27 protein-coding genes are annotated in these 24388 nt (G+C 68.3%); 10 read left to right on the top strand and 17 right to left on the bottom strand.

Annotated elements, in window-relative coordinates:
• Positions 1 to 11: 11 nt before the first annotated feature.
• Complete coding sequence (locus TVH25_RS06695) at positions 12 to 1016, bottom strand: ADP-ribosylglycohydrolase family protein (RefSeq protein ID WP_422423643.1); 1005 nt, start codon at positions 1014 to 1016, stop codon at positions 12 to 14.
• A 60-nt stretch (positions 1017 to 1076) separates the two neighbouring features.
• Here TVH25_RS06695 and TVH25_RS06690 point away from each other — a divergent pair, with 60 nt between their 5' ends.
• On the top strand, positions 1077 to 1742 hold the full coding sequence (locus TVH25_RS06690; protein ID WP_422423642.1) for an NrtR DNA-binding winged helix domain-containing protein: 666 nt from the start codon (positions 1077 to 1079) through the stop codon (positions 1740 to 1742).
• A gap of 45 nt (positions 1743 to 1787) precedes the next feature.
• Here the strand turns inward: TVH25_RS06690 and TVH25_RS06685 are convergent, their stop codons facing one another.
• Complete coding sequence (locus TVH25_RS06685; RefSeq protein WP_422423641.1) at positions 1788 to 2696, bottom strand: pseudouridine-5'-phosphate glycosidase; 909 nt, start codon at positions 2694 to 2696, stop codon at positions 1788 to 1790.
• 48 nt (positions 2697 to 2744) lie between these two features.
• Complete coding sequence (locus TVH25_RS06680; RefSeq protein ID WP_422423640.1) at positions 2745 to 3302, bottom strand: TIGR03086 family metal-binding protein; 558 nt, start codon at positions 3300 to 3302, stop codon at positions 2745 to 2747.
• 37 nt (positions 3303 to 3339) lie between these two features.
• Here TVH25_RS06680 and TVH25_RS06675 point away from each other — a divergent pair, with 37 nt between their 5' ends.
• A complete protein-coding gene (locus TVH25_RS06675; RefSeq protein WP_422423639.1) occupies positions 3340 to 4203 on the top strand; it encodes a helix-turn-helix domain-containing protein in 864 nt (287 codons plus the stop codon).
• A 120-nt stretch (positions 4204 to 4323) separates the two neighbouring features.
• The gene (locus TVH25_RS06670) at positions 4324 to 5211 is read left to right on the top strand and encodes an alpha/beta fold hydrolase (protein WP_169652745.1); all 888 of its coding nucleotides are present in this window, start codon (positions 4324 to 4326) and stop codon (positions 5209 to 5211) included.
• Between the two features lie 4 nt (positions 5212 to 5215).
• On the opposite strand, the gene TVH25_RS06665 is transcribed toward TVH25_RS06670, so the two are convergent.
• Complete coding sequence (locus TVH25_RS06665; protein WP_422423638.1) at positions 5216 to 5992, bottom strand: maleylpyruvate isomerase family mycothiol-dependent enzyme; 777 nt, start codon at positions 5990 to 5992, stop codon at positions 5216 to 5218.
• Between the two features lie 321 nt (positions 5993 to 6313).
• On the opposite strand from TVH25_RS06665, the gene TVH25_RS06660 reads away from it, so the two are divergent.
• Entirely contained in the window at positions 6314 to 6745 is a 432-nt protein-coding gene (locus TVH25_RS06660) for a PPOX class F420-dependent oxidoreductase (RefSeq protein WP_422423636.1), read from the top strand.
• A 9-nt stretch (positions 6746 to 6754) separates the two neighbouring features.
• Here the strand turns inward: TVH25_RS06660 and TVH25_RS06655 are convergent, their stop codons facing one another.
• Positions 6755 to 7513 (bottom strand): haloacid dehalogenase type II, encoded by a 759-nt coding sequence (locus TVH25_RS06655; RefSeq protein ID WP_422423635.1) that lies wholly within the window; start codon positions 7511 to 7513, stop codon positions 6755 to 6757.
• Between the two features lie 33 nt (positions 7514 to 7546).
• Positions 7547 to 8173, bottom strand: coding sequence for a GyrI-like domain-containing protein (locus TVH25_RS06650; RefSeq protein WP_422423634.1), 627 nt, complete (start codon positions 8171 to 8173; stop codon positions 7547 to 7549).
• Between the two features lie 237 nt (positions 8174 to 8410).
• Here TVH25_RS06650 and TVH25_RS06645 point away from each other — a divergent pair, with 237 nt between their 5' ends.
• The 3 genes from TVH25_RS06645 (at position 8411) to TVH25_RS06635 (ending at position 10274) form a co-directional block, all read left to right on the top strand.
• Positions 8411 to 8818 (top strand): four-helix bundle copper-binding protein, encoded by a 408-nt coding sequence (locus TVH25_RS06645; RefSeq protein WP_169652741.1) that lies wholly within the window; start codon positions 8411 to 8413, stop codon positions 8816 to 8818.
• A gap of 141 nt (positions 8819 to 8959) precedes the next feature.
• Positions 8960 to 9610 (top strand): DedA family protein, encoded by a 651-nt coding sequence (locus TVH25_RS06640; RefSeq protein WP_169652740.1) that lies wholly within the window; start codon positions 8960 to 8962, stop codon positions 9608 to 9610.
• Positions 9611 to 9626: 16 nt separating this feature from the next.
• The gene (locus TVH25_RS06635) at positions 9627 to 10274 is read left to right on the top strand and encodes a maleylpyruvate isomerase family mycothiol-dependent enzyme (RefSeq protein ID WP_169622410.1); all 648 of its coding nucleotides are present in this window, start codon (positions 9627 to 9629) and stop codon (positions 10272 to 10274) included.
• 6 nt (positions 10275 to 10280) lie between these two features.
• Here TVH25_RS06635 and TVH25_RS06630 read toward each other — a convergent pair whose 3' ends face one another.
• Positions 10281 to 11033, bottom strand: coding sequence for an energy-coupling factor transporter transmembrane component T family protein (locus tag TVH25_RS06630; protein WP_169622409.1), 753 nt, complete (start codon positions 11031 to 11033; stop codon positions 10281 to 10283).
• Positions 11030 to 12976 carry a DUF2232 domain-containing protein gene (locus tag TVH25_RS06625; RefSeq protein WP_422423633.1) on the bottom strand — a complete coding sequence of 649 codons (1947 nt, stop codon included), beginning with the start codon at positions 12974 to 12976 and terminating at the stop codon, positions 11030 to 11032. Before TVH25_RS06625 ends, TVH25_RS06630 begins: the two co-directional genes overlap by 4 nt.
• Positions 12977 to 13162: 186 nt before the next feature.
• On the opposite strand from TVH25_RS06625, the gene TVH25_RS06620 reads away from it, so the two are divergent.
• Positions 13163 to 13789 carry a maleylpyruvate isomerase family mycothiol-dependent enzyme gene (locus TVH25_RS06620; protein ID WP_378527505.1) on the top strand — a complete coding sequence of 209 codons (627 nt, stop codon included), beginning with the start codon at positions 13163 to 13165 and terminating at the stop codon, positions 13787 to 13789.
• Here TVH25_RS06620 and TVH25_RS06615 read toward each other — a convergent pair.
• The gene (locus TVH25_RS06615; RefSeq protein ID WP_296551573.1) at positions 13786 to 14814 is read right to left on the bottom strand and encodes a DNA polymerase IV; all 1029 of its coding nucleotides are present in this window, start codon (positions 14812 to 14814) and stop codon (positions 13786 to 13788) included. The two genes, TVH25_RS06620 and TVH25_RS06615, sit on opposite strands and share 4 nt — an antisense overlap.
• Before the next feature lie 190 nt (positions 14815 to 15004).
• On the opposite strand from TVH25_RS06615, the gene TVH25_RS06610 reads away from it, so the two are divergent.
• A complete protein-coding gene (locus TVH25_RS06610; RefSeq protein ID WP_378527507.1) occupies positions 15005 to 15265 on the top strand; it encodes a hypothetical protein in 261 nt (86 codons plus the stop codon).
• A gap of 20 nt (positions 15266 to 15285) precedes the next feature.
• On the opposite strand, the gene TVH25_RS06605 is transcribed toward TVH25_RS06610, so the two are convergent.
• The 7 genes from TVH25_RS06605 to TVH25_RS06575 form a co-directional block, all read right to left on the bottom strand.
• Complete coding sequence (locus TVH25_RS06605) at positions 15286 to 16395, bottom strand: AAA family ATPase (RefSeq protein ID WP_422423632.1); 1110 nt, start codon at positions 16393 to 16395, stop codon at positions 15286 to 15288.
• Positions 16395 to 17021, bottom strand: a complete 627-nt coding sequence (gene pnuC / locus TVH25_RS06600) for a nicotinamide riboside transporter PnuC (RefSeq protein ID WP_422423631.1) — start codon at positions 17019 to 17021, stop codon at positions 16395 to 16397. Before pnuC ends, TVH25_RS06605 begins: the two co-directional genes overlap by 1 nt.
• 61 nt (positions 17022 to 17082) lie before the next feature.
• Positions 17083 to 17898, bottom strand: coding sequence for an ABC transporter ATP-binding protein (locus TVH25_RS06595; RefSeq protein WP_169652734.1), 816 nt, complete (start codon positions 17896 to 17898; stop codon positions 17083 to 17085).
• On the bottom strand, positions 17895 to 18947 hold the full coding sequence (locus TVH25_RS06590) for a FecCD family ABC transporter permease (protein ID WP_422423630.1): 1053 nt from the start codon (positions 18945 to 18947) through the stop codon (positions 17895 to 17897). The genes TVH25_RS06595 and TVH25_RS06590 overlap by 4 nt, the downstream gene beginning before the upstream one ends.
• Positions 18944 to 19987: a FecCD family ABC transporter permease gene (locus tag TVH25_RS06585; RefSeq protein ID WP_296550046.1), complete on the bottom strand. Its 1044-nt coding sequence runs from the start codon at positions 19985 to 19987 to the stop codon at positions 18944 to 18946. Before TVH25_RS06585 ends, TVH25_RS06590 begins: the two co-directional genes overlap by 4 nt.
• Positions 19984 to 21021 carry an iron-siderophore ABC transporter substrate-binding protein gene (locus TVH25_RS06580; RefSeq protein WP_422423629.1) on the bottom strand — a complete coding sequence of 346 codons (1038 nt, stop codon included), beginning with the start codon at positions 21019 to 21021 and terminating at the stop codon, positions 19984 to 19986. The genes TVH25_RS06585 and TVH25_RS06580 overlap by 4 nt, the downstream gene beginning before the upstream one ends.
• Positions 21022 to 21161: 140 nt before the next feature.
• On the bottom strand, positions 21162 to 21932 hold the full coding sequence (locus TVH25_RS06575) for an AraC family transcriptional regulator (RefSeq protein ID WP_422423628.1): 771 nt from the start codon (positions 21930 to 21932) through the stop codon (positions 21162 to 21164).
• 79 nt (positions 21933 to 22011) lie between these two features.
• On the opposite strand from TVH25_RS06575, the gene TVH25_RS06570 reads away from it, so the two are divergent.
• Positions 22012 to 23139: a methyltransferase gene (locus TVH25_RS06570; RefSeq protein ID WP_422423627.1), complete on the top strand. Its 1128-nt coding sequence runs from the start codon at positions 22012 to 22014 to the stop codon at positions 23137 to 23139.
• On the opposite strand, the gene TVH25_RS06565 is transcribed toward TVH25_RS06570, so the two are convergent.
• The coding region (locus TVH25_RS06565; RefSeq protein ID WP_422423625.1) for a winged helix DNA-binding domain-containing protein at positions 23136 to 24388 on the bottom strand (1253 nt) is incomplete at its 5' end. The two genes, TVH25_RS06570 and TVH25_RS06565, sit on opposite strands and share 4 nt — an antisense overlap.

Raw genomic sequence — 24388 nt, 5'->3', positions numbered from 1 at the left:
AGCGGGCCGAGTCACTCCTCGACGAGAAACTGCGCGTAGTCGATCTCGGCGTCGGGCCGGTGGCGGTCGTCGCCCGCGCCCGCCCATGCGGTGTGCAAGGCGAGGCGTACGAGGTCCTGCGACCGGTACCCGGGCCAGCCGTGCAGGATCCGCTGCCACTGCGCGGGTACCGCCGACGCACCCCACCGGGCGCCGAGCAGCCCGCCGGCGATCGCCGCGGTGGTGTCGGTGTCGTGCCCGGCACGTACGGCGAGTTCGAGTGCCTGGGGAAGATGACCGGGGCCGGTCGCGTCGGCATGGCACACGGCCCACCACGCCGTCTGCAGCGCATGGACCACCCACCCGTTGTTGTCGAAGACCCGCGGGTCGGAAGCTGTGCGGGCATCGTCGAGCAAGGTCGACCAGCGCCGTGCCGCGTCTCCCGGCAGCGTTTCCAGACCGGCGTCGACGCCGTCGAACGTGCCGTGGAGGACGGCGTGCCGGATCGCGAACGACCACAGCATGCATGCCTCGACGGCCTCGGGATCGTCGTGCGTGAGACGACTGATGTCGCGGGCTGCCGCGACACATCGCTCGCCGTCGGCGAGGTAGGCAATCCCCACAGGCGCGGTCCGCATGAGCGACCCGTTGCCGCCCTTCCTGCCGGGGAGGGCGCGCGCCCGCTCGGTCATCGACGCTGCGGTCGGCTGCGCTGTACTCAGCACCGCGCGGGTCTGGTTTCCGATGTCCTTGGGCCCGGACGCATACCAGCGTGCGAACCCGGCGGCGACGGCGTCGAGTCCGTCGCCGGCACCGATGTCGGCTCCGGTGGCGGAAACCTCCGCGATCGCGAGCGCCATGGACGTGTCGTCCGTCCACTCACCGGGAGCGAACGGACCGAGTCCCCCACCGATCATGCGGATCGCTGTCTCCGGAGTGGGATAGGTGAATTCGTAGCCCGCGCCGAGTGCGTCACCCGCTGCGGTGGCGAGCAGGACCCCTGCCGCCCGGTCGTTCTGTGCTGTCGTCAGCCTCATACCGTCTCCCCTTCGATCAATTCTGCGCAAATATTAGCGCACATTTGATTGAATGGGGAGATGCAGGCCTGGACCGATCCTCGGGGCAAGTCCCTCACCGACTATCCGCGCCCGTCCGTGGCGGTGGACGTCGCGGTACTCACCGTCGACGAAACGCTGAAAGTACTGGTCATCGAGCGACCCGACGGCACATCGGCACTTCCCGGGACGTTTCTCCGTCCCGGAGAACGGCTCGCCGACGCGGCTCGCCGGGCTCTGCGCGACAAGGCCTCGCTCTCGGGGATCGAGTTCCACCAGCTCGCGATGCTCGACGACCCAGGACGCGACGATCGAGGGTGGGTGCTGTCGATGGCGCACGGAGCGGCCGTTCCCGTCGCCGAGATCCCGGCCGAAGCCCGGCTCACCCCCGTCACCGGCACCGCCGATCTCGCATTCGACCACGCCACCATCGTGGAATTGGCCGTCGACGACCTGCGGGCGCGGTACTCGGCCGCCGTGGACCCGGCCCGGTTTCTCGGCGACGAGTTCACCGTGCTGGATCTGCGCCGTCTCTACGAAATCGTCTTCGACCGCCGCTACCCCAAGGACACGTTCCGGCGGCATCTGCTGCACGGGCTCGAACCCACGGGCGAACTCCGCCGCGAAGGCACCGGCCGCCCGGCCGAAATCTACCGGCGACGCGACGTCGCGCTGCCACCCGCCACCACCGCATTTCTGCTGCAGTGACATTTCCGGTGCGGCGACATTTCCGGGTGCGGTGACGTGCGCGTGTCAGGACACCAATGCCCTCGCGATCGCCGCGCCGAGAGCGACATTGCCCTGGTACGCGGCGATATTCGTCTCGAGCGTACGGCCGTCCGTCGCGCGGTGCATGTGCTCGAGCAGGAACGGAGTGAGACTCTTGCCGCGAAGCCCCGAGCCCGCTGCCTCACGCTCCGCCTCGACGAGGACCCGGTCGTGCAACTCCGGGTCCACCTGAGCCGACGCGTCCACAGGATTGCCCACCACCACCGCCGAACGGAGCCCGAGAGCGTCGCGGGCGCGGGCGAGCGCTGCCGCGTCTTCGGGTGAAGTGATGTCGTCGACGACGCAGCCGCTGTCCCGCACGTAGAACCCGGGGAAGCGGGCGGTGCGGTACCCGGCGACCACCACCCCGAGTGTTTCGAAACGTTCGAGCGTGGCGGGGACATCGAGGACCGATTTGACACCGGCGCTCACAACGAGAATCGGAATCGACGCCAGCGCAACGATGTCCGCGCTTTCGTCGAAGGTGGTGGCGGCGCCTCGATGTACGCCGCCGAGACCGCCGGTGGCGAATACCCCGATCCCGGCGTGATGCGCGAGAAACGCGGTCGCGGCGACCGTTGTGCCGCCCTGTGTCCGCTTGAGCGCGGCCATCGGCAGGTCGCGTATCCCGACCTTGACCACCTCGCTCTCGGCGTCTCCGAGTGTGACGATCTGCTCCTCGGAGAGGCCGACCGTGGGGACCCCGTCGACGACGCCCACGGTTGCCGGGACAGCACCCGCGTCACGCAACTGCTGCTCGGCGGCCAGTGCGACCGCCACGTTTCGGGGCCGGGTCAGGCCGTGCGTGAAGATGGTCGATTCGAGCGCGACTACGGGGCGACGTTCGGCCAGCGCCTCACGCACGGGTCCGGACACCACGATCGGTTCGCTCATACGCCCGAGACTAACGGCCGGGCCGCGAGCCGGCCGTGTCCCGCACTCTCACACGGCGTCGGGGCGACGGCGCCCCAGGCGCGCGAGCACTCGAGTCGACCGGTCGGCGCCCTCCGGTGCCTCGACACCCGGTGCGCACACCCCGTCCATGTAGAGCGAGTCGCCGAAACTGTCCGCTCCGGCCTCGATCCGCTCGAGTTCGGCCTCGTTGAACGTCTCCTCGAGGCCTGCGCTGGTGGCGAGGTCCCATCGATGCACGATCATGTCCCAGACGTAGAACTGGTCGAAGGTCGCTCCGATGGTCGTGGGTCCGAAGTACCCGTCATAGGGCGTGTTCACGAGGGCGTCGTCCGCGACGATGTCCGCCACCCGGGCGTTGTGCTTCTGCCATGCGCCGGCCGGGTCGTCGAGGGAGGGCCGATCACCGAGGTCGAGGTCGCGGCCGGTGAAGAATTCGCGTTGGGTATCGATGATATGACTCAGGACGTCGCGCGCGGTCCACCCCTCGCACGGTGACGGACGGTCCCAGTCCTCGGCCTTCAACGCGCCCACGACCGCGCCGAGTCGCTGTTCTGCTTCGCTGTGTCGGATCGCTGTTGTATTCATGGGTGCGACGCTATCGATCGCCCAGTGCGAGGTATTGATGAAATCCGACACCGGGGACTCCGGAAAGCCAGACGACGGCGAGCCGATCGAGCGCGCACACTTGAGACACCCGAACGACACAACGCACACCATCTTCCGATACCCGGCATCCCCCGATCTGGGCGACGTGGTCCGGCGCTACTGGATTCCCGTGTGGCGGGTCCCTCCGGGTCGGGAGGCTCCGCAGCACGTGCTGCGGTATCCCGTATGCCTGGTCGTGATCACTGAGGACTACGCCCGCTTCTACGGTGTCGAGTCCGGTTTGTCGACCACCGTTCTGACAGGTGAGGGCTGGGCCGCCGGTGTCATGCTCGCCCCCGCGGCGGGTGCCCTCGTGGCCGGTGGGCCACTCGCGTCGTTCACCGACCGGATCGTGGAGGTGCCGGAGGTCCTCGGCGACGCGGGCGTCCGTGTCGTCGATCGGGTGCGCGAGATGATGCGCCGCGATCCGCGGTCCCCCGAGGCTCACCACGCGGTGATGGGCGTCTACGACGAGGTCTTCCGGCGCTACCTGCCGGTCGACGACGAGGGCCGCCTCGTCAACCGTGTCGTGGCGTTCGTGGAGGACAACCCGGACGTGTTGCGCGTAGAACAGGTACGCAACGAATTCGGTCTCTCCGAGCGCGCGCTGCAGCGACTCGTCCACCGGCGCATCGGACTTACCCCGAAATGGCTGATCCAGCGGCGGCGCCTCCAGGAGGCCGCGGGCCGCCTGCGCGAGAAGTCCGGTTCGCTGTCCGAGGTCGCCGCCGTCCTCGGGTACGCCGACCAACCGCATTTCGTGCGCGACTTCAAGAACGCCGTGGGCGTGACGCCCGGCGCGTTCGCCGATCTTTACTCCGGACCGTCCTCCGGGGCATGACGGAGCCCGCGCCTCGCAGCGCGATCGTCCCTGCCGCGCTCCACTCCCTGACAACATGCGGTTCCGTTCGCGCCGAGCCACATCTGGCTTCTCGCCCGGTAGTCGCGTAGAGAAGTCCTCATGGATCCGCACCGCACCGACGAGTTCGCGCTGCTTCCCGAGAACGCCGCGGAGTTGGGCCTCGAACTCCCCGTACCGCCGACCGTGCGGCGGGTGCGCGCCGAACACGACGGCGGGCACACCAGCGCGCTGCTGTGGGGCGACGTCTCTCCCCGCCTCGTGTTCCTGCACGGCGGAGCCCAGAACGCACACACCTGGGACTCGGTGGTCCTCGCACTCGGGGTGCCCGCGCTCGCCGTCGACCTCCCCGGTCACGGCCACTCCTCCTGGCGCGACGACGGCGACTACTCGCCGTGGCCGAACGCCGAAGCGGTGGCGCACGCCGTCCGCCGCTGGGCGCCTCGTGCGGAGGCCGTGGTCGGCATGTCGCTCGGGGGCTTGACCGCCCTCCGGCTCGGCTCCCTCGCACCGGAACTCGTGCGCCGCACCGTCCTCGTCGACGTCACCCCGGCATCGTTCCGGCGGCACCAGGGCATGGCCGAAAATCAACGCGGAACCGTCGCTCTCGCGGCGGGACCGGCCGTCTTCGACACGTTCGACGAGATCGTCGCCCTCACCGCCGCGGCGGCACCGCACCGATCACCGTCGTCGATCCGGCGCGGCGTCGTCCACAACACGCGGCAGCGCAGCGACGGACGATGGGAGTGGCGTTACGACCGGATGCGCACCATGCGCGACTTCACCCCGCTGTGGGACGACCTCGCCGCACTAGACGGACCCGTCTCGCTGGTGCGCGGTGGCGCTTCGGCCTACGTCACCGAAGAGGACGTCGACGAGGCGCGTCGACGCGTCCCCGGGCTGGATGTGCACGTGGTACCGGGCTCCGGGCATTCCGTACAGAGCGACGCGCCCCGGGAACTCGCCGGCATCCTGCGGGACATTCTCTGACCGTTCAGCCGAACGCGACCACATCGAGCCATGAATCCAGCAGCGCGGCATCGCCGAACACCTCGACCTCGGCGTCGGCGACTGCTCGTCGGCGATAAAGCACCAGCATCAACTCGACCAACGGTCCCCGCACCGCCACCGCACTCTTCTCGTGCGCACGGCGCCAGACGAACTCGTCGCCGGTGAGGTCCACGACCCACTCCGCATGCGAATCGGTCGCGTGGAAATGGAGAGTGCTATCGGGTCCGTGCAGCGCGTGCCGGCGGTCGCTCATCCTCGGCCACGTCACCACAGCAAGATCGAGCCACTCGTCGACGGCGTCGAGTGCGACATCGTGGCTGAGATCGAACCCCTCGCCCAGCGCCAGCACGGCATCGGCACGGTGCACTGCAGTCTCCTGGGTGAAGCGTCGCGCATAGAACTGCGAGGTCTGCGGGCCGACCGGCGTCGGGGTCCAGACCTTCCGCTCGGGACCTGCCTCGCGCAGAGACGATTCCAGATCGAGTGCGCCCGCAAGCAACCACGGCACCAGCTGATCAGGATCTTCGTCGACGTACGAGGACAGCTCACGCATCGCCGAGTCGTCCGGTGGCGTCGTCGCTCCGGTACGCACTGCCTCGGCAGCCCAGCGGTGGCCGTATCCCACATGCCGCACGAGCTGTCCCACATTCCAGCCCGGACACGTCGGCACCGGGGTATTCATGTCCCGCCCCGGCAGCACCGAGCACAGCAACTCGGTCTGTGCGGTGATCTCCCCGCAGTACCTGGTGTAATCCAGCATCTCGATCCTCTCGTCCGTGGCCCGTGCACGTACCGGTCCGAGACTCTCATGATCCGGAGTCGATCAGGTTCTCACCCAGCCGAACGTCGACGAGCTGCACCCAGTGCGCGCAGCACACCGGGTGTTCCTGTCCGACAGACCTGCCGACATCTCGCACAGTGCATTCGTGACACCGTCCGACATCACCCAGGTTGAAACGGAGCGGCAGACACCGGGCATCCCGCATGCTTACGTTGGCAGATAACGATTTCCGCCCCCGCGCGAAGCTGCCAGCGCGGCAAGATGTGTTCACAGGACCTACCGCGATCAGGAAGGACCCACATGAGCCGAGAGTCGGAGGTGCCGCTCGAGGCACTGTTCGGATCCAGCGGTATCGCGGCGCTCGCCACCCTGAAACACGACGGTCGGCCACAGCTCTCGAACATCGTGTACTCCTACGACCTCCTCGCGCGGACGTTCTCGGTCTCGATCACCGACACGCGGGCGAAAACCCGCAACATACGGCGGGACCCGCGCGTGAGCGTGTTCGTCGACACTCGGGACGGCTGGTCGTACGCCGTAGCCGAAGGACACGCCGAATTGTCCGATGTGGCAGCGGATCCCCACGACACCACCGTCGATGAGCTCGTCGCGCTGTACCGGGCGGTGCAGGGCGATCACCCCGACTGGGATGAGTTCCGGGATGCCATGGTTGCGGAGGGACGCCTGCTGTTGCGGGTGCGGGTCGAACGGTTCTACGGCATCGCCCGCTGACGACGCTCCTCAGTGCTGTGCCGGGCCACGGGCTTTCGCGGCGCGGGCCGCATCCGCGAATGCCTGCATGGTCGGGAATTCGAGATCGTAGGCGTATTGGCCTGTGGGTGCCGGTGTTGCACCCCACCCCGGGCGGTCGTGGCGCCGGTTGATCCATACCGAGCGCAGTCCTCGCCGGGTGGCGGGGACATGGTCGTGAAACAGCGACTGCGCCACGTGCAGGAGGCGCTCGCGCGGAATCCCGAATTCGGTGAGGGCGTCGTCGAGCGCCTCGAAGTGGTCGAGAGCAGGTTTGTACGCCTGCACGTCCTCGGCGGTGATGATCTTGTCGAACTCGACGCCGAGGCGCGCGTTGCTACCGGCGAAGCCGTCGCGATGGACATTGGACACGATGATCAGGGTGTAGTCCTCGGCCAGTTCCGCGAGGGCCTCGGCGGAGTCCGGGAACGCCGGCCAGTCCGGAACGGATGCGCCGAGCCGCGCCGCCCACTCGTCGGAGACTTCCGCGCCGAGTGCCGCGCCGGTGCGCCGAAATGCCTCGGCGAGGATCGCGGGGTACAACGCGTCGGGAGTGTCGCGCTCGGCCTGCGCCTCGTTCTCGGCGTACGCGAGAAGCAATTCCTCGTCCGACAGTTCCAGTCCGGCGTCCTGTGCCCACGGCGCGAGGACGGCGGCGATGCCCGTCTCCCAGTCGATCAATGTGCCGTAGCAATCGAAACTCAACGCGTCGACATCGGACAGATCCACGGCAGCTCTCCCGTCATGCATGTCGCCGAAGTGTAGGAGCAGATGCCGTCCGCTTCACTCCCGGGCAGCCCCGACCGGTTGCCTCAGGATGGTGCGCAGCTTTTCCGGCGCGGTCCTGCGGAAGTCGCTCAGGTAGATCTCGTGGTGCTTACCGACCATGCGCAGCCCGTTGCCCGGGACGAACTCGTCGTGCAGTTCCGCGAGGACGTCCGCTTCGTCGTCGAACGATCCGACGTGGAGCGTCTGCACACACCGCCCCTCCGCGAGGGGTTCGAGGCGGACGTCGCCGAGTCGCACCGGCGTGCTCGCCGCGGCAACCCGGTCGACGGCGGCGGCGACCAGGTCGCGTTCGATCCATTCCGGAACCATGACCATCAACGTCCAGTTCCAGTGGGATTTGTCGCGTGCAGAGGTGAACGACGCCATGTCCTCCGACCACCACAGCCCCTCCAGCGGCGGGACGACATAGTCACGGCCGAGCTCACGCTTGCTCGCGAATTTCAGCGTGAACGCCACGGGGTAGAGCGACTCGATCGCGTCGGCGAAGGCAGGTGAGGTGTTCGGGTCGCCGACGCCATCGATCATGAGGTACCGCATGTCCGGCACGTCCAGGATGCGGAATTCACCGCGCGTCGCGCGGTAGGCGTCGAGCGTCTTCTTGAAGTCGATCTTCTCGGCCATACGAACCCGGACTCACCCTGCGAGCCACTACCTTTCACGCCGTGAATGTACTCGAGTACATTAGCGGACCGCCGGCCCGTGCCACCGACGATCCGCGCAACGCACCGGTCGGAATCGAAGCCCTCCTAGTAACCACGAAGATCCGATTCGTCCGTTAGAGCGCGACTTCTTCGGGTACGCAACCCGTCGACCCGGGCGGTGATCCACTCCCCGGAAACGACGAGAGGAGAACTCTTCATGAGCACCGCAGCGAGCATGCTCGGCACCTACCCGCACGACATGGGCGCGATCGACCACGAGAAACTGGCTGCGTGCATCGAGGCGTGCGTCGAATGCGCGCAGACCTGTACGGCATGTGCCGATGCGTGTCTGGCCGAGGAATCGGTCGCAGAACTGACCCAGTGCATTCGCACCGATCTCGACTGCGCCGACCTCTGCGAAGCGACCGGCCGGGTGCTGTCCCGGCAGACCGGCGACAACGCCTCGGTGACTCGAGCGGTCCTCGAAGCCTGTGCTGCGGCGTGCAAGGCGTGTGGAGACGAATGCGACCGGCACAGCTCTCACCACGAGCACTGCAGGATCTGCGCCGACGCGTGCCGGCGCTGTGAACAGGCATGCCGGACCTTGCTCGCGTCCCTCGGGTGATCGAGGCACCGACGCTCCGACGCCGGTCGGCCGGTTCCCCGGCACCGACCGGGTCAAACTTTCCCGCGTGGCTCGCCTGGCGAAGAAGGCGCTCACCCGCCCGGCCGAGTCGTCTCGTAGCCGATCGGTAACCTTGACCGGATGAGTGTTGCGGATTCTCCATCAGCGCCCACCGACGGACTCGCCGGATGGGCGCTCGACCTGATGGATCGGCTGGGCGGTGTCGGGGCCGGTCTCGCGATCGCTCTCGAGAACTTTTTTCCTCCGCTTCCCAGCGAGGTCATCCTTCCTCTTGCCGGGTTCGCTGCGAGTCTCGGCAGCTTCACGTTGTTCGGGGCGCTGTTCTGGACGACCCTCGGCTCGGTGCTCGGGGCGCTCGGGTTGTACTCGCTGGGACGGTGGGTCGGTGAGGACCGCCTGCGGAAAGTGATGGACAAACTTCCCCTCGTCGACGTGGAGGACCTCGACCGCACGGCGGAGTGGTTCCGCAAGCACGGGCGCAAGGCCGTGTTCTTCGGCCGCATGGTTCCCGTCTTCCGGAGCCTCATCTCGATTCCCGCTGGTGTAACGCGAATGCCGCTGTGGCAGTTCACCGCCTTCACCACCGCGGGCAGTCTGGTGTGGAACACGATCTTCGTGTTCGCTGGTTATCAGCTCGGGGAGAACTGGCAGAAGGTCGAGCCGTACGCGGAGATCCTCCAGTACGTTGTCCTCGCGGTGGTCGTCGTGGTCGTCGGCTACGGGGTGCAGCGCCGGGTCCGCTCGCGGCGCGCCCAGAAGACCAGCGCCTGACCCACGGGAGGTCCCGATGTTCGGACGCAACGCCCACACGTGGTCCCTCATCCGCGCCGAACGTGCCGCACTCGCGGCCGACCTGACCGAGATCGACGACACGCAGTGGGCAACGCAGTCGCTGTGTGATCGGTGGACCGTCGAAGAAACTCTCGCGCATCTCACCGCAGTCGCGAGCATCGGGCCGATGCGCTGGTACCGAAGCGTGCTGGGTGCACGGTTCGACTTCGACCGCCACAACGCTCGCCGGATGGCCGAGCACAAAGGTGCCACGCCCGCGGAGACGCTCGGCCGCTTCGACAACGTCGTTGCTGCGACGGCCGCGCCACCCGGACCGGCGGCGGCGTGGCTCGGTGAGGTGATCGTCCACTCCCAGGACATCCGGCATCCGCTGGGGCTGCCCTACACACCCTCACCCGAGGTGGTCCGCCCGGTGGCCGAGTTCTACGCGCGACGCAACTTCGCGGTCGACAGCCGGAGCACCGTGGACGGTCTGCGGGTCGAGGCCTCGGACAGCACGTTCGCTGCCGGTTCCGGTCCGGCGGTCACCGGGACGACTCTCGCCCTGACCATGGTCATGGCCGGTCGCCCCGCCTACTGCGACCACCTCGACGGCCCCGGTGTCCCGACCCTCCTGACTCGCCTGTCCGCCCAGGCGAACTGACGTCGCTCAGCCCCAGACCACGATCGCCGCGCACGCCGCGCCCACGATCAGGACGGTCACCGCGTCCCCCGCGCCGAGGCGGGGCCGGGTCCGGACGACGGGACGCGGGCCCCGCACCGACAAGGCGTCGCCGAGGTCGCGCACCTGCCGCATGGACACCGACGCCACCGCGCCCACCGTGTCGATCAGTTCGGGCCACCACCCCCTGGGATTGCGGATGCCGGGCCGTCCGCGCAACCGGCGTGCAGCGAAGAGCATGCGCATCTCGCCGCGGATCGTCGGCAACATCCGCAGCGCGAGCGCGCACACCGTCACCCACTCGTCGACGGGGAGCCGCAGCAACCGCAACGGTGCCAAGAGGACAGGCAGGGCGTCGACCAGTTGCGACAGACTCGTCGTCCAGCCGACCAGCGACGCCAGCACCAGCAGGCACACCCCCAGCAGCAACGCCCGCACGTAGCTCGTCAGTCCGCCACCGGCAACGTTGAGCGCGGCACCGAAGGCCAGGAAAGCGAACACCCACCACGGAATCGTGGGGACCACTCCTCGCGGAATACGGGCCACCAGCAGGCCGGTCAGGAGAACCGCCGCAATGATCCCGAGCGCCGTCCAGGAGGGGATGAAACTCACGACGACCGACAGCGCGACGGCCGCCAGGATCTTCGTGCCCGCCCAGACTCGGTGAAGTGCGGTGACACGCGGTACGGGCCGCAACAGGATCAGCGGCCGGCGCTGATCTTTCGTGCCACGTTCTTTCATGTCGTCACCACACCGATCTGGTCCACGATCCGTCCCGCCTCGAGCACCACGGTGCGTGAACACACCTCTTCCATTCCGTGCAGGTCGTGGGAGATGACCACGATCGTGACGTGGTCGACCGCTCGCAGGTGAGCGAGGATCGACACCAGTTCGCGGCGTCCGGGCACGTCCAGGCCCGCCAGGGGCTCGTCGAGTATCAGGACGCGGGGAGTGCGCGCGAGCTGAGCCGCGAGTGCGACCCGCCGCATCTCACCACCGCTGAGCCGGTCGATCGGGCGGTCCACGAGATCGGGTCCGAGCCCGACCCGGTGCAGCACCGCCGCAACGTAGTGCCGGTCGGTGTGGGGCAGGCCCGCCACCTCCGAAATCTCCTTCGCGACCGTCGGACGCTGAAGCTGCAACCGGGCCTGCTGGAAGACGAACCCGACGTCGCCGCGCAGGTCCGCCGTGGGAGTGTCCTGCAGGAGACAAGATCCGCGTGTGGGCCGGTACAGCCCCGCCATGATCCACGCGAGTGTGGATTTGCCCGAGCCGTTCGCACCCACCACCAGCACGCCCTCCCCACGGCACACGGTAAGAGTCACGTCGCGCAGCGCGGTGTGTGCCCACGGTGTGCGGTCCGCGTAGGTGTAGGTGACGTCGCGGAGTTCGAGGTCGGGTTGCGGGAACGTCGGCGCGGCGGCGACCACCGTCGCGGGACGCGGTTCCGCGGCGGGTGCCGCTACGATCCGTCCTCCCGCAAGATGCACGACGCGATCGGCCGCAGCCGCCTCGTCGTCGAGATGCGTCACGAGCACGACGGTGGTGCCTTCTCTGGCAACCTCGGCCAGCAGGTCGATCAGCGCCGACCGGCTGGCGGCGTCGACCATCGCGGTGATCTCGTCGGCGATGAGGAGCGACGGGCGGCGGGCGAGCGCACCGGCCAGGGCGAGTCGCTGAAGCTGACCACCCGAGAGGTCTTCGGTGGGCCGGTCCTCCATGCCGGCGAGACCCACCCTCGCGAGCACCGCCTCGGCGTCGACGTCGTCGATTCCCCAGCGCAGGTCTTCCTCGACCGTGCGGCCGAGCACTTGGCTTTCGGGATGCTGGAACACCGTCACGGTGCCACCGGGTTGCCCGAGGCCGACGGGGCCGGGCCGGTCGACGAGCCCGGCGGTGGGCTCGAGACCGGCGAGGATGCGCGCGAGTGTCGATTTCCCGGACCCGTTCCTGCCGACCACCGCCACGAACTCGCCCGGACCGATCGTGAGGTCGATGTCGGACAGCGCGTCGACGCTCGCACCGGGATAGCGGTAGGTGACGAGGCGAAGCGCCACCGGGAGAGGGTTCGGCTCACCGGAGTGGGCGCCGGACGGCCACTCGGCCGACTGTGTACTCCACGTGCTGCGCATCGACACGAGCCGGAAGATCCCGAAGCACAGCAGAGCGGTGCCGACGATGCCGACCACCACGGCGCTGCCGATCCACACCCACCACAAACGCACCATCAGGTCGATGGTCTGCTCGAAGGTGCGGACGAAGTCGTCGCCGGCTCCCGCGGCTTCGAACGCCCGGACCGTTCCCCGCATCGACGACGCGAGCGCATCGAGCAGCAACACTCTGGTTTGCTCGAACAGAAGCAGCAGACCGATCACCCCGGCGGCAAGCAGCAGACCGATCGGCACGGCGCCCGCGAAGATGACGAACACCGCCGACTTGCCCCACCTTCGGTCGGCGAATCCGACGAGCGCCCCCACCGCTGCGAGGACGAACACGGTGGCCACCGCGAACGGTCCCGCCGCGATGAGGGCCACGACACCCGACGCGACAGTGGCCGCGACCACGGATCGCACCCGTCCGGCAGCTGCGAGAAATGCGATCGGCAATGCCACGAGCACCTGCGCCACCCCGACCGGAACGAATCCGGTGATCACGGTCAGCACCGCGGTCAGTGATCCGAACACCGCCGCAGCGGCTGCTTCGGCCGGTCGAAGGGGTCCCCTGGTCCGGGGAGCGGTTTGCGCGTGCACCGGTCCCAGTGTGCCAGCGCAGGTCACTCGTGCGAACGATGACTTCCCGCGCCCGCACGAGTCGGTACGTGCACGGACGCAGAGAGTCCGTACGGGCCCCATCGACGGAAGGACCCACTCATGCCCGCGACCGCACACCCGCTCGTCGAAGCCGAACGACGCGATCTCGTCTCCGTGCTCGAAGAACTCACCGAGGAACAGTGGAGCGCCCCGTCCCTGTGCCGCGGATGGAGAGTCCGAGAGGTGGTCGCGCACACGACGATGCCGTACCGATACGGCATACCGCGGCTCCTGCTCGCCATGCTCAAGGCACGCGGGGACTTCGATCGTGCCGCCGACGCGTGCGCCCGCGCGGACGCGCGAGCGATGACCGATACCGAACTGCTCGAGTGCCTGCGCAGCAATGTGGCGCATCCCTGGCAGCCACCGCGCAGCGACTCCTCCGCCGCGCTGTGGCACGAAGTGATCCACGGACTCGACATCACCGTCGCCCTCGGAGCCGACCGGCGGGTGCCGGACGAGCGGATCGCGATGCTGCTCGGGTCGGTCTCACCGGAGAGTGTCCGCTACTTCGGAGCCGACCTGGACGGCATCCGCCTGTGCGCCGACGATCACGACTGGGAGTACGGATCGGGGGACACCGTCAGCGGCGACGCGCAGCACCTGCTGCTCGTGCTCACGGGTCGCTCTCTTCCCCCTGGACTCCTGAAAGGCGCACCCGCCGAACGGTTCACCGCTCCGGTCTAACGCGGAGGGGTCATTTCGACCCGGACGCCCACCAGACGCACCTCGCGTTCGTGATCGAACCGATCGAGCAGAGCGACGGCCGCGTCCCCGATCCGGTCGGCGTCGAACGTCGGTCCGGGAAGCGGCGCGCTCGCCGTGTGCGTGATGAAGGGTGCGTACCGGATCTTCAGGCCGACACGGACGCCCTCCCTGTTCTCGGCACGAATATCGTCTGTCGCCTGGGCAGCGAGCCGCCGTACGTGCTGCGCGAGTTCGTCCCAATCGGCGACATTGTGCTGGAACGTGGTCTCTCGACTGTGCGACCTGGCCACCCATGGCTCCCCCGTGACCGTCGCGGTGGCCGCCCCGCGACCGAGACCGACCAGCCACGGACCGATCTTCGGCCCGAAATTTTGCGCCATGACATCGACCGGGGCTTCAGCGAGTTCACGGACCGTGTGAATGCCGTGCGCGGCGAGTTTCTTCGCGGTGCGAGAACCGATACCCCACAGTGCTGCGGGGTCGCGCTCCCCCATCACCGCGAACCAGTTGTCGCGGGTGAGGCGGAAGACTCCGCGCGGCTTCCCGAACCCGGTGGCGATCTTGGCGCGGAGGATGTTGTCCCCGATGCCGACCGAGCAGTGCAGCCCGGTCGCATCCAGAACGCCGGCTTGGACGCTGCGCGCGAACGACTCCGGGTCGTCGGTCTCGACGCCGAGGAACGCCTCGTCCCACCCCAGCACATCCACGACGGCGTCGAAGCTGCGCAGGGTGCTCATCACCACGTCCGAGACCTCGTTGTACGCGTCCTTGTCGACCGGAAGAAAGATCGCATCCGGGATCTTCTTCGCCGCGACGCGCAGCGGCATCCCGGATCCCACACCGTGTTCACGCGCCTCGTACGACGCGGTGGAGACGACACCCCGCTCCGTCGGATCGCCGCGGCCACCGACCACCACCGGCTTTCCCGCCAGTTCGGGCCGACGCAGAACCTCGACGGCAGCGATGAACTGGTCGAGGTCGACGTGGAGCACCCACGCCGTCACGATGCCCGGCCGTCCAGGGTCGTCGAACCGCACGTCACCGGATCACGGTATGTCCCGGCGCCGTCCCAGCAGGACGGTTTCGGGACAAAGCCGGAGGCCGCTGTCGTCGCGGTCTCACGCCGGATGTAACGAAGAACACATTCGGCGCGACATCCCTACCGAAGCTAAGCGGAACAAAGAAGGGCTCATCGTGGCACACGACCGGTTGCTGTTCATCGGCCATCCCGACGCCGGAGAAGTCGCGCAATGGAGTGCGTTGCGCGATCTTGCTCCTCAGCGGGGACTGGTCCCCACCCGCAAGTTCGAACCCGGCGAGGTCGTCTGGGCGGTAGCGCCCGGTGGTGTCCTCGACAGCACGGCGTCGGGCACGCCGTCGCGGATGGTCGATGCGTTGCGTGCCGCCCACATCCCCTGCACGAATGCACTGGACGCGATCCGTCACGTGTACTGACCAAAACGCTCGGCCGCGGCTCAGCCCACCTCCCCGGACGGCAGGTCGGCCGACAGCGGAGCGCCGAACTTCATCCGCAGCCCGAGCGCCTGGTCGATCACCCGCTCCCCCAACCGCACGCGTTCGGCGAGGGTTCCGGTGAGCAGCACCCACGACCGGCCGGTCGCCGTGAGCATCTCGACGAACCACTCCGTCATCTCCGCCCGGATGTCTTCCCCGTCGCGGATCCCATCCTGGACGAACGGGACTCCCACGTGATCGGTGACGAGGTAGAGGGCATCCCGGTCGGCGACCTCCGTCCACGCGCGCCGGCTCTCCGTGCCGAGGTATCGCCGCTCCCAGACGGTGGTCGCGACCGCGTCGGTGTCGCATAGAAGCACCGGTGATCCGGTCCGTGCCGCCTCCTCCTCGAGGCGGGTCTGCTCCGCGGCGATGTGCGCGAAGTCGTCGCCGGTCCAGGTGAGGGCGTGCATCGACGCGGCCGGATCACGCTCTTTCATTCGAGCGAGGGTGTCCACGGTGACCTGTCGCCCGTACTCCGGCACCCACCGAGTCCGCTCCCACACCCCGCCGCGGGCACGGTAGCGCTCCGACAACGCGCGGCTCACCGTCGTCGTGCCGGTGGATTCGGCACCGAGAACCACGATGCGCGTCGTCAGACCCGCGCGGGCAGGCGAGTCGAGGTGGTCCCAGCATCCCGCGAGATCGGCGCGACACGCCGTTCCGGATACCGGATACGCGATGCGATCGACGTCGACGCACACGTGGGTCGCCGAAAAGCGTTGCGCCAGTTCGTCACCGTATTTCTCGCTGGAGACCACCGCGTCGACCGGGATGCCGGTGACCGTCCGCACCGCGGCGCGCATGCAGGCGACCTGCGCCGCCCACACAGCGTCCGAGCCGAAGTCCATCGGGGCGTCGCACACGATTCCGGTGACGGTGACTCCGCGGTCGGCGCGATGCGTCTCGCGCATCCACGCCACTCTCCGGTCCAGCGGGATCGACTCTGCGGCGGACGCCATGACGACCACGGTGACACGGTCGGCCACCCGTGCCGCGGTGCGCACCAGATGGTGGTGCCCGATGTGCGGCGGGTAGAACTTGCCGATGACGAGCGCGTGCCGGTACATCACGCCCCCCGTGCGAACTCGGGCGTCCTCACGCGGGTGCTGCGCCAGGCGATGAGGCCGCGTACGCAGAGCAGAAGGAAACCGATGTAGAGCAGTGCGGTCAGGGTGAGACCTTTGTGCAGATAGAGCGGGATGTAGATCAGATCGGCGGCGATCCACAGCAGCCACGACTCCCACCGCTTGGTGGCCTGGCCCCACGTCGCGAGCAGCGAGAGGACGGTGGTGGCCGCATCCCAGAACGGCACGGTCGACGGGGTGGCGGTGTCGAGCAGGACGGTCAGCGCGGCGGTGCCGGCGATACCCGCGCCGACGAGCCACAGCCACTCGCGCCCACTGGTGCCGGTCACGGGCAGCACCCCACCGTCGTGCCCCCGCACCCAGTTGGTCCAGCCCCACACCGCGAGCCCGATGTAGACGATCTGCAGTCCCGAATCCGCGTAGAGGCCGGCGGTGGCGAACAGCAAGATCCAGACCAGGTTGTTGACGATGCCGATGGGCCAGTTCAGCGCGGACTGCCGGCCCACCAGGTACACGCACCACGCACCGGAGAGGAAACCGAGGACCTCCGCCCACGTGGTGGGAGCGCCGAGGGCGGTGAACGCCGTCGAGTTCAGGAATGTGAGCATGGCGATCCTTTCACTGGTGCCAGTGATTAGATCAGTATTGCGCTAAGTGCGCAACGAGCGCTCAGACCGTGGCGCCCTCCGCGACGTGGTGGCGTCCGAGCGGCAGCATCAGGGGCTTGCCCGACACCGGATCGGAGATCACGTGGCTGTCGAGCCCGAACACCGCCCGCACGGTCTCGGTGGTGAGAACGTCGGACGGATCACCCGCCGCGTAGACATCACCCGCGGCGATAGCCACGAGGTAATCCGCGTACCGCGCAGCAAGATTCAGGTCGTGCAGCACCATGACGATCGTCGTGCCCCGGCTCCGGTTGAGATCGGTGAGCAAATCCAGCACCTCGATCTGGTGGCTCACGTCCAGGAAGGTCGTGGGCTCGTCGAGCAGCAGCACATCGGTCTGCTGGGCAAGTGCCATGGCGATCCAGACACGCTGCCGCTGCCCGCCGGAGAGTTCGTCGACGTGCCGCTCGGCCAGTTCGGTCGTGTGGGTCGCAGCGAGAGCATCCGCCACCGCGGCATCGTCCTCACGACTCCACCGCGAGAGCACCCGTTGATGCGGGTGCCGGCCGCGTCCGACCAGATCCGCCACGACGATTCCTTCCGGCGCGATCGGCGACTGCGGGAGCAGACCCAGAGTGCGGGCGAGTTGCTTGGCCGGCAGCCGGTGCACGTCCTTGCCGTCGAGCAGAACATGCCCCGAGCGCGGCGCGAGCAGGCGGGACATCGACCGCAACAGCGTCGACTTTCCGCACGCGTTGGCCCCGACGATGCACGTGATCTTTGCCGGCGGCACCACCAGATCGAGGGATTCGACGACGGTACGTCCGCCGTATCCGAGTTCGAGGTCTTCGACGACGAGGGTGTGGGCTGCGGTCACAGCGAGCCTCCCGAGCGGTTGGAACGAATGATGAGGTAGACGAGATACGGCGCGCCGAGCACACCCGTCACGACACCGACGGGATAGCGGGTGCCGAACGCGTACTGACCGCAGAAGTCGGCGACGAGTACGAGCAGCGCCCCGACGAGGGCCGCGGGAACGACGAGCGACGTGCCCGGTCCGACGATGCGGGCGGCGATGGGCCCGGACAGGAACGCGACGAAGGCGATCGGGCCGGCGGCGGCGGTGGCGAACGCGATCAGCCCCACGGCGGCGATGATGAGCACGATGCGTGTGCGCTCGACCCGGACGCCGAGCGCCTGCGCGGTGTCGTCGCCGAGCAGGAGCATCGACAGGTTGCGTGTCTGACCGAGCAGCACCGGTCCGAACACTGCCAGCGCGACGAGCACCGGAACGGTCGCGGTCCACGTCGTTCCGTTGAGGCTGCCGGTGAGCCACCGGGTGGTCTCCTGCAGGTCCCAGGTCGCCGCCGTGCTCAGCAGGTACGACGTGAGGCTGTCGAGCATGGCGGCGATACCGATGCCGATGAGGATCAGCCGGGTGCCCGCCACACCGTTCCGGAACGAGAGCGCGTAGATCAGCACCGCGACCGCCAGGCCCGCCACGATCGCGACCGCGGACACCTGCGACCCGCCGAGTGAGAGCACGATGATGGCGAAGGCTGCGGCGGCGCTCGCGCCGGAACTGATGCCGATGATGTCGGGGCTGGCGAGTGGGTTGCGCAGCATCGTCTGGAAGGTCACGCCGCCGAGGCCGAAGCAGATTCCGGCGACCACCGCGAGCACCGTGCGAGGTATCCGGAGTGTGCCGACGGTGAAGGACGCGCCGGGCACGTCCTCCCCCAGGATCACCCGCATCACGTCGGACGGTGGATAGAACGTCTTGCCGAACATCAGGCTCGCGGCGAACGCGGCGGCCACGAGCACGACCAGCACCGCGATGATGCCGCGTCTGCGTCGTCCCCGCCGAACGCGGTTTGCCGCAACGGTGTCGGTTCCGGAGGTGGAGGTATCGAGGGTGGCGGTCACAGTTCGCGTATCTTCTGGCGTCGGACGATGTAGATGAAGAAGGGTGCCCCGATCAGGGCGGTGATGATGCCCACGTCGATCTCGCTGGGCCTCGCCACTATCCGGCCGAGGATGTCGGCTGCGGTGAGCAAGGCGGCGCCGGTCAGCGCCGAGAACGGCAGCAGCCATCGGTTGTCGACCCCGATCAGCATGCGGCACAGGTGCGGCACGACGAGCCCGACGAAAGCGATGGGTCCTGCGATGGCGGTCGCGGCGCCGCAGAGCAGTACCGCTCCCAGCGCCGCGATACCCCGCGCGATCGCGACTCGCTCACCGAGACCGGCCGCGACCTCGTCGCCGAGTGCCAGCGAGTTGAGGCTGCGCGCCGAAAGGAGCGAGACCACGAATCCGACGGCGAGGAAGGGCAATGCCTGCCCGACGGCGTCGAAGCTCGCGCCGCCGACACCACCGATCTGCCACGAGCGCACGCTGCCGGCGATGTCGTTGCGCGGCAGCACGACAGCGGTGATGAACGACGCGAAGGCCGCCGACGTGGCCGCGCCCGACAGCGCAAGCTTGAGGGGTGTCGCGCCGCCGCGCCCGAGAGAGCCGACGGTGTAGACGAACAGGGCGGCGATGCCCGCTCCGAGAATCGCCACCCAGATCATGCTCGTCTGCGTCCACAGACCGAAGTACGCCATGCCCACGACCACCGCGAGCGAGGCCCCCATGTTGACTCCGAGAATTCCCGGATCCGCCAAGGGGTTCCGGGTGACGCCCTGCATCACCGCGCCGGCGAGGCCGAGAGCGGCGCCGACGAGGAGCGCGAGCACGGTGCGCGGGATGCGTTTGGCCACGGCACCCTGCCCGATGTTGTCCGTCGACCCGCCGAGCGCAGCGAGGATGTCGGACCATTCGACGTCGCGCGAACCGATGACGACGGACATCACGGTCAGCGCGACGAGCACACCGGCAAGAACCAGCAGCCACAGCAGACGACCGAACGTCGGGCGTCCCGTGGTGAGAGCGCCCGACGTCGAATCCGGTTGGGTTACCGTCACTCCGGTGAGCCGGTGGCAGCCTTCGCGAGCAGGTCGACGTAATCGCCGAGCACCCACGAGATAGCGAGCGGAGTCGGGTTCGCGGCCGTGCCCAGCGGGCCGGAGCCGTCGAGGAACACGATCGAGTTGTTGGCGACAGCCGGCATCTGCGAGAGCAGCGGGTCGGCCTTCAGCGCGTCCACCAGTGCCTGGTCGCCGTAGGTGACGATGATCTCGACATCGTCGAAGACGTCGACGCGCTCGGCACTGACCTTCTGGGAGTACTCCTCACCGGTCGACGCCTCGGCGACGCTCTTCGGAGTGGACAGACCCAGGTCCTCGAAGAATGCGGAACGGGTGTCCTTGGCGGTGTAGAAGCTGACCTGGCTCAGGTCGGCGGTGTCGACGTGCGTGAGGAACATCGTGGACTTGCCCGCGAGGCCCGGGTGCGAGGCCACCTCGTCGGCGATCTGCTGTTCGAGGTCGGCGATGAGGGCCTTGCCCTCGTCTTCCATGCCGAGGCCCATGCTGTTGTAGAGGATGGTGTCGCGCCACGACGTCGCCCACGGCGCCTCGGGGAATGCGACAACCGGCGCGATGGCACTCAGCGTGTCGTAGGTCTCCTGCGTCAATCCCGAGTAGGCCGCGAGGATTACGTCCGGATCGGTGTCCGACACGGCTTCGAAGTCGATGCCGTCGGTCTCGTCGAAGAGCACCGGGGTCTCGCCGCCGAGTTCCTCGAGCTTCTCCTCGACCCACGGCAGCATGCCGTTGTTGTCGTCGTCGCCGAAGTTCGCTGCGGCCATACCGACGGGGACGATGCCGAGAGCCAGCGGCACCTCGTGGTTGGCCCAGTTCACGGTCGCGACGCGGGTGGGCTTCTCGTCGATCGTGGTGGTGCCGAAGGCATGCTCGATCGTGACCGGGAATGCGCCGGGTCCGGTCTCGGAGGCCGCGGTGTCCGAGGACTCCGACGAGTCGGAACCACAGGCCGTCATGCCCAGTGTGACCGCGACTGCCGCCGCGGCCACTGTCAGGAAGCGCTTGGAACGCATGGGGTATTACTCGCTCTCGTGCAAGGGGTGACCACACTCCCGCAACCGCGGGAATTAGGTGAGGTTTGCCTAAACCGTAATGTTTGTCCGGTCCGGGCGCAATCGCGCGTTCGGGACATCCGATGTCGCGTTCGGGACAGCTACCCCGTCAATCGGAACGTGCCCGGTGTGCTTCCCATGATTCGGCGAAACGCCGCGCCGAACGCGCTCACCGACCGATAACCCATGATCTGGGCCACCTCGCCGAGTTCGAGACCGGCGCCGAGAAGGATCGCGGCGCGCTGTGCCCGAACCGCTGCGGTCCACCGTCCGAAACTCATTCCCGTCTCCGACCGGAACACGCGAGTGATGGTCCGGGCACTCACCTCCAGCGCCGTTGCCCAGTCCGCGAGCGTGCGCGGGTCGCCGGGGTCGGCATCGACGGCCTCGACGATCGGCCGCAACAGCGGGGATGCCGGCATCTGCACCAGCAGTTCCTGGTCCGACGGGGCGAGCACGTCGATCACCATCTTCTCGGTCAGTGCTCGCGACTCACTTTCGAGGGACTCGTGCGTCAAACGGTCGAGCAGTAACCGGAGCAGCGGCGTCATCTCGACGGACACCGGGCGCTCGGACAGTGCGGGCGTCGCGCCGATGCCGAAATGCGCCGTGCGATACCACGTGCCCGCGGGCGTGATGCCGGAGTGCAGCAGCCCGGCGGGTATCCACAACCCGATCGTCGGTGTCACCGTCCAGGTCCGTGCCCCCACCGTGACACTCGACGCCCCGCGTTCGTTCCACAGCAGTTCGTGGGTGGGGTGTGAGTGCGGTTCGAACCGCGTGTCGCGGGAGACGAGTTCGTCCATGCCGGCGATGACGAACGGCACGTCGATCGCTCCGGCCTCGTACACCGGCAGCGTCCTGGTCTCCATGGGCACCCATTATGTCCGCAGCGTCACCATCTGCCCGTGCGGTCGTCGGGCACATCACGGCAGTGCATATGGTTGTGCGATGGAAACCGAGTTCGTCCGCTGGACCGAGGACGGCACCGAGCAGTCGGCGGTGTGGCGGTCCACCAGCGGAGCGACGCCCCCGAAAAAGGTCCGGGTGGCCGACGACTCGATGACCGCCGACGAGGCATACCGCCTGGCGTGCGAGGGAACGGCGCTGTTGTGGCGCGGCGACTTCCACAACGCCCGCCAACTCGGCACCGCCGTCGCCGCCCGGGCCACGCGCAAGCCCCGCAAGACGTCGACGGACCCCGCCACCGCGTTCCACCTGCACCGGCAGACGCAATCCCGGCGAGCGAGCATCCTCGGGATGCTGCTGGTGCCGTTCGACGCGGACCAGACGATCCCGCTTCGACGCGCCCCCGACGTGCGGCAGGCCGTTCACGAGGCGTACGGGCCGATCGATCAGCCCACCGTCACCACCTTGCGGGATCTGCTGGGCGCGATCGGCGCCTACGAATGGCAGAAGAAGGGCGTCGAGATCCCCGCCCTCGGCGCGCGCATCCACCCCGGATACGGCGTGTTCTCACCGATTCGCGGCGAGTACGTCGACCTCGTCGCCGACACCCCGCTGCCCTCGCTCACCGAGGCGTTCGACATCGGCACCGGCACCGGCGTGCTGGCCGCCGTCCTCGCCCACCGCGGCGTCGAGAAGGTCGTCGCGACAGAGATCGACGCGAAAGCCCTCGCCTGCGCGCGGGCGAACGTCGACCGGCTCGGCTACAGCGACCGGGTGGAGGTCGTGCAGGCGGACCTCTTCCCGGAGGGCCGGGCACCGCTGGTCGTGTGCAATCCGCCGTGGATTCCCGCCCGGCCGACATCGCCGATCGAGTACGCGATCTACGACCCGGACAGTGTGATGCTCCGGGGCTTCCTTCGCGGATTGCCCGAGCACCTCGAACCCTCGGGAGAAGGCTGGCTCATCCTGTCCGACATCGCCGAGCATCTCGGCTTGCGGACCCGCGAGGAACTCCTCGCTCTGATCGGCGATGCCGGTCTCGTCGTGCTCGAACGCCGAGATGTGGCGCCGCGGCACGGCAAGATCGAGGACCGGTCGGATGCGCTCTACGCCGCGCGCAAGCGGGAAGTGACGTCGCTGTGGCGGCTCGCCGTGCGGGACCGTCCCTAACGCGTTCGGCGACCGGAGTCCCCGCCCTGCGACAGTTCCTTGGCCAGGGGCGACGGGAACCTCGGCATCACGCGCACACCCCCGAGCCAGTCGTCGAGGCGGGCGGCTTCCTGTTCGAGAAACGCCGAACCCTCCGCGCCGATGTCCTCGAGCAGGTGGAGGGTGACGGCACCGTCGTCGTCCTGCCACCAGGTTCCGACGATCCGTCCGTCCCACCACGCGGTGGGTCCGGCGTTCCCGTTGGAGTCGAACAGCGCCTGCCGGTAAGAACCGAGATACCAGTCGCGCTCGAACCAGCCCATCGTCGTCGGGTCCAGCGCCGGCAGCAACGCACCCCACGGTGCAACGCGCGGGGTCTCGTCCACGTCGTCGGGCATCAGGTAACCGGTTCGTCCGCCGAGATCCACTTCCACCGCGTGTAATTCGGCAAGCGCCGCGCGCACCGCCTTCAACGTCGAGCCGAGCCACCACTTGATGTCGGCTTCGGTGCCGGGACCGAAGCGCCGCAGCCACAACTCCACCAGGCCGCGCACGCCGTCGTCCTCGGTGCACGGTTCGATCTCCGCGCCGAGCCACGACTCCGTGGTGGCCCAACTCGGCCGCGAAATTCGCCACGCTCCATTGTTGGAGGCGCGCACCACTTTTCCCGACGCCGACAACACCGTCAGCACGCGGGGAGCAAAGGCGACCTTCCCGGCCCACGACTTCCCGGTGCCGTAGTCGACGGCACTGTCGATATGGGGAATCTCCTTGCGCAGTTCGGTGGAGGTCGCTTCCCTGCCACCGGACAGCGCCTCGAGGACGTGCTCGCACGCCTCGGTCAGCCACTGCTCACCGTCGGTGTGCAGACCGGCGGCCTCGACATCCTTGGCCACGCTGCGTCGTTGCACCGCCGCGACCCGGTTGCTCGCGCCGGCTTGAGCGAGTGGCAGAACGTGCCGTGGGAAGACGAAGACCGTCCGCCGCATCGCGAGATGCTTGACCAGCGAACGGTCGACGTAGAGCGCGCGGTCGAGGTCGGAGACCTGGAAATCGTCGACGCGCGCCCAGGCCGACAGATAGACGGTCGCCGGGTCGGTGCCGTGCAGGCAGACCATGCCGGTCGCGGCCTCGACGGCATCCTTCGCGCGAAAGTCCGGAGCGAGGCAGTGTCGTGCGGCCAGGCGAGCCCTGCGTTCGGTTGCGTCGATCTGTCGCAGCGTCATGGCGCCACCATAGTGGTTACCTGCGACGAACTTGGGTGCGATAG

Origin of the sequence: Rhodococcus sp. 7Tela_A2, assembly GCF_049311045.1 — a bacterium.
Lineage (GTDB): Bacteria > Actinomycetota > Actinomycetes > Mycobacteriales > Mycobacteriaceae > Rhodococcus.
This window is presented reverse-complemented; position numbering and strand designations above follow the sequence as displayed.